This is a genomic window from Oleiphilus sp. HI0123 (genome assembly GCF_001635315.1).
Window position 1 is genome coordinate 1 of record NZ_LWGE01001498.1, and the last position, 3,602, is coordinate 3,602.

Annotated in this window: 5 protein-coding genes and 1 tRNA gene; 1 reads left to right on the top strand and 5 read right to left on the bottom strand. The window is 42.1% G+C overall.

The genetic code is table 11. From position 1 onward, the window contains the following. Positions 1–60 precede the first annotated feature (60 nt). The 4 genes from tusB to A3761_RS19815 all read right to left on the bottom strand — a co-directional run bounded on the left by tusB (position 61) and on the right by A3761_RS19815 (position 1,861). The gene (gene tusB / locus A3761_RS19800) at positions 61–351 is read right to left on the bottom strand and encodes a sulfurtransferase complex subunit TusB (protein ID WP_068513640.1); all 291 of its coding nucleotides are present in this window, start codon (positions 349–351) and stop codon (positions 61–63) included. A gap of 17 nt (positions 352–368) precedes the next feature. After that, complete coding sequence (tusC, locus tag A3761_RS19805) at positions 369–731, bottom strand: sulfurtransferase complex subunit TusC (RefSeq protein ID WP_068509772.1); 363 nt, start codon at positions 729–731, stop codon at positions 369–371. 11 nt (positions 732–742) lie between these two features. Further along, the gene (gene tusD, locus A3761_RS19810) at positions 743–1,135 is read right to left on the bottom strand and encodes a sulfurtransferase complex subunit TusD (RefSeq protein WP_068513642.1); all 393 of its coding nucleotides are present in this window, start codon (positions 1,133–1,135) and stop codon (positions 743–745) included. Positions 1,136–1,210: 75 nt separating this feature from the next. Further along, positions 1,211–1,861 carry a Bax inhibitor-1/YccA family protein gene (locus A3761_RS19815; RefSeq protein ID WP_068509429.1) on the bottom strand — a complete coding sequence of 217 codons (651 nt, stop codon included), beginning with the start codon at positions 1,859–1,861 and terminating at the stop codon, positions 1,211–1,213. Positions 1,862–2,098: 237 nt separating this feature from the next. Here A3761_RS19815 and A3761_RS19820 point away from each other — a divergent pair. Then, a tRNA-Ser gene (locus A3761_RS19820) sits at positions 2,099–2,189 on the top strand. Between the two features lie 106 nt (positions 2,190–2,295). Here the strand turns inward: A3761_RS19820 and A3761_RS19825 are convergent. Continuing rightward, on the bottom strand, positions 2,296–3,602 hold a 1,307-nt coding region (locus A3761_RS19825), incomplete at its 5' end, for an Arm DNA-binding domain-containing protein (protein WP_156491974.1).

Consider the following 3,602-nt stretch of genomic DNA (forward strand, 5'->3'; position numbering starts at 1 on the left):
AACTGGATATTTTTTAGCGTGTCTTGATCGCTCATAATATGTGTTTAGCAAAGGCTAGATTTAATACCAGCTATGCACTTTTTCATGCTTGATGGTAAGTTCAACCAAGTCATTGTAATCAATTTTACAATAGTCTACCGGGATTTTTACACCCCTAGCCAAGGCATCTTCAGTCAGTACAAAAATCGTCGCGGCAATACAAGACCATTGACTGGCTTCAGACGAGGTTCCCAGGCATTGGAAAACCCCATCTTCAATGAGTACTACGCAGTCACCGTCCAGGATCGTGTCTGAAAGTTGCTGGTTCACAGCGACTTCTGAGGGTGGTTTGTTCAGTATATGCAGGGTCATAAAGTGGGGCCAAGAAGCTAGAATCTTAAAATAATGTCGGAATCGTTAAGCTTATTGCTTACTTGTGCTTTACTAAGTTCGCTTATCGCAAGTGAGCAATCGCTTAACGGGATGTTTCGGTCTTCAGCGTCTTGTTTATCTATATGCACTTTATCTACACCATAAATAGCAAGCGCTTTCATCATTTGGCGAATATTCTTCTGGTGTATGTTTGCAGGGTCTTGATCTTCCAATAATAGATAGCAGCCATCAGTTGCGAGTAGCAGGCTGATATCTTGCTCGAAGGTACCCGCAGCCAGCACAAGGTCGAGAGCTTCTTTTGCATCGCTGGAGCCGAACGGGGCTGAGTTTAATATAATGAGTATAGATTTCTTATCCATCTTGCCTCTGTTTAAGCTCCAAAGGTTATGAAGCGGTCAGAAACGGCCATTGCTTCTACTAGTTGCCCAAGCCCGGAAAGCTCGAAACCTTCAGCGAGATTGTTTGCGTCCTTTTGATGGCGAGCTTGCTCTGTGTTATCGATCAAGCCTCGGCGTGCTGCGGCGGCAATACAGATAACCAGGTCAAGGTTGTGCTTGGTACCAAGGTCTTGCCAGGCTTTATAAAGATCAAACTCGTCTTGTGGTGGTGTCGCGAGTTTAGTACCGCTATGAATACCGTTTTGATAGAAGAAGACGCGAGAAAGCTTGTGCCCATTCTGAAGGGCAGCTTTAGTGTATCGATAAGCGCTGTAAGACGACTGTGAATCGTAGGGAGCGTTAAGGACTAATACAGATATGTTCATATTTTAAAGGGCTAAAAACTAAAAAAGCCATGCTTAGTACAGACCAAGGCATGGCTTTAAAGGGTTGCTTATTTCTTAATCGTCCCCGCTAAATGCCATGAGTAGCTGAAGCAAGCTTAGGAACAAGTTATAGATCGACACAAATAGTGTCACGGTAGCTAGAACGTAGTTTGTTTCGCCGCCGTGAATGATCTCACTGGTTTGATACAGAATGATCATAGACGAGAAAAGTACAAACCCCGCAGAGATCATTAGCTGTAAACCCGCGATATCGGTAAAGATACCAATAACCATTGCACCTAAAAGAACAAAGAAACCAGCAGTAATCGTACCTGCCAAGAAGCTAAAGTCTTTACGTGTGATCAAGGCATAAGCCGAAAGACCAAAGAATACGAATGCGGTTAAGCCAAGTGCGTTAGCAACTAAGTGGCCAGCGCCTGCGCCAATGAACATGCTAAGGATGGGGCCAATTGTATAACCCATAAAGCCTGTCAGTGCGAAGGTAAGTACAAGACCCATGCCGCTGTTAGCCGTTTTGTGAATACCGAACAGTAAACCGTAAAAACCAACCAGCGTTATGATCATGCCAGGGTGTGGCGCGTTAATAACCATTGCGATATAGGCAACGGCAGCTGAAAAGGCCAGCGTTAAACCTAATAGCATGTATGTGTTCTTAAGTACCGATGAAACATCAGCACCTAAAGCCGCTTGCGAATTAGCACCCATAATATTGGCGAGGTTATCACCTTGAGTGTGAGCCGCCTGAGCTTGTGGATGTCTATTATCTTGCATGTAATGCTCCGTTTTAAACCAAGTATGTTTAGTTAGAATAATACTACATTTACATGCCTATAATAGTGGCGAGTATAGAAAATTCAACTCTCAAAAACTTTAAAAATAAATCGTTGACACCGCTAAAAAAATCATTAGTATACACCTCGCTTTCGACATGAAAGCAATTGCGGTGAGCTGCCAGAGTGGTTGAATGGACTGGTCTTGAAAACCAGCGTGGGTTAATAGCCCACCCGGGGTTCGAATCCCTGGCTCACCGCCATTTTTACTCCTTGATTTCCCAAGTTATTAGTTAAGATTCAAAGCCTCTTGGGGCAACTTTGGGGTAAAAACGGGATCCTTAGTGCACCTCCTAGCACGTTAAAATCTTATTCTAATCCTAAAAATGGTGAAATCAACTTAGCAGTGCTAGGTCTGTCTTCATGTATTATTTTTCCATAATGCTTTTTTAGCATCGATTCTGATGTGTGCCCCATAATTTCAGCAACAATACCAAGTGGTACATACTTTGTTATTAGCATCGATGCGAAAGTATGTCGACACTGATTTGGGCCTCTATGCCGCACGTTAGCTTCTCTCAACAAGGTTTCATAAGCTGTTCCTACTGACCGCTTGCTAAAAAGCTGCTCGTCTGTTTGTGATTTGAAGTTCTTGAAAATAGGTCGGATTTTATAGGATGTCGAATGTGTGTTGCTTCTGTTCTTTACACTGATTTCAATCGGTTTGTTCGTATATGAATATCTATGCTGCTTCAATAAAGTATCGATAGCAGGCCTTAACAATTGAAAAGAGCGTGTTCTTGAGGCTTCCTTAGGCACTTTGAATTCGTCACTTACATAAGCACGTTTAATATTTACTGTGTATGTGTTGAAGTCGATATCTTCCCACGCTAATGCGATTACTTCCGAAAGAGAGAGTCCTGTCCAGCACGTAAAGATGAACATGTTTATTATTTCTGGTCGACTGTAGTCACGTCTTTCTAGTTCAATTATTTTTTCCAGTTCTTTTATTGTATATGGATCAGCTTCAGGACCCTCTGTTTCATCTCTCTCAAGATTAGGTATACGTTCCATTATGTCTGTCTTTGTAATGTGATCCTGGTAAGCCAGTCTTGTCACGCCGCGTAAGACCGTAAACACGTCGTTTACGGTCTTAACTTTCATTTCCAGGTTTTGTGTTAAATGTTTTCTGAAATTTGTAATATCAGTCGTTCGTAGTGATCGTATCGTTTTATCACCGAAATATGCCTTTACATGTTTCGCTTTGGCTTCATAGCCTTCGATTGTCGACTTAGCGCGGTTTTCTGATTTCAATTCCAGCCACATCTCAACACCTCTTGAAATGGTTAGGTCAATATCATTACTAACCGAACCCGAATATTTAAGCGCGTTCTGAGAGTTCGGAAAATGTGCTTGATAATCGAAACTGCCAGACTTTATTTCGTTCAAAATCACCGCTCTTTTGTTAGCGGCATAGTTAAGCGAATTCTGATTAATTTTGAGAATGCCGGTAATGGGCTCCCTCATTCTTTTTCCATCTAACTGGAATGCAATCCGGATGTTATTTCCATGAATTTCGACGCCCTTAAAAAGATTATGAAAATCAGTTCTGTTAATTCTGTCGGTGACTATTTCCCCTAATCGAACGTGTAGGTGTGCACAAGGGGTACTACAGA

Bases quoted from the DNA above. Each gene is read 5' to 3' on its own strand.
- tusB (WP_068513640.1), bottom strand. From the start codon at position 351: ATGACCCTGCATATACTGAACAAACCACCCTCAGAAGTCGCTGTGAAC.
- tusC (WP_068509772.1), bottom strand. From the start codon at position 731: ATGGATAAGAAATCTATACTCATTATATTAAACTCAGCCCCGTTCGGC.
- tusD (WP_068513642.1), bottom strand. From the start codon at position 1,135: ATGAACATATCTGTATTAGTCCTTAACGCTCCCTACGATTCACAGTCG.
- A3761_RS19815 (WP_068509429.1), bottom strand. From the start codon at position 1,861: ATGGGTGCTAATTCGCAAGCGGCTTTAGGTGCTGATGTTTCATCGGTA.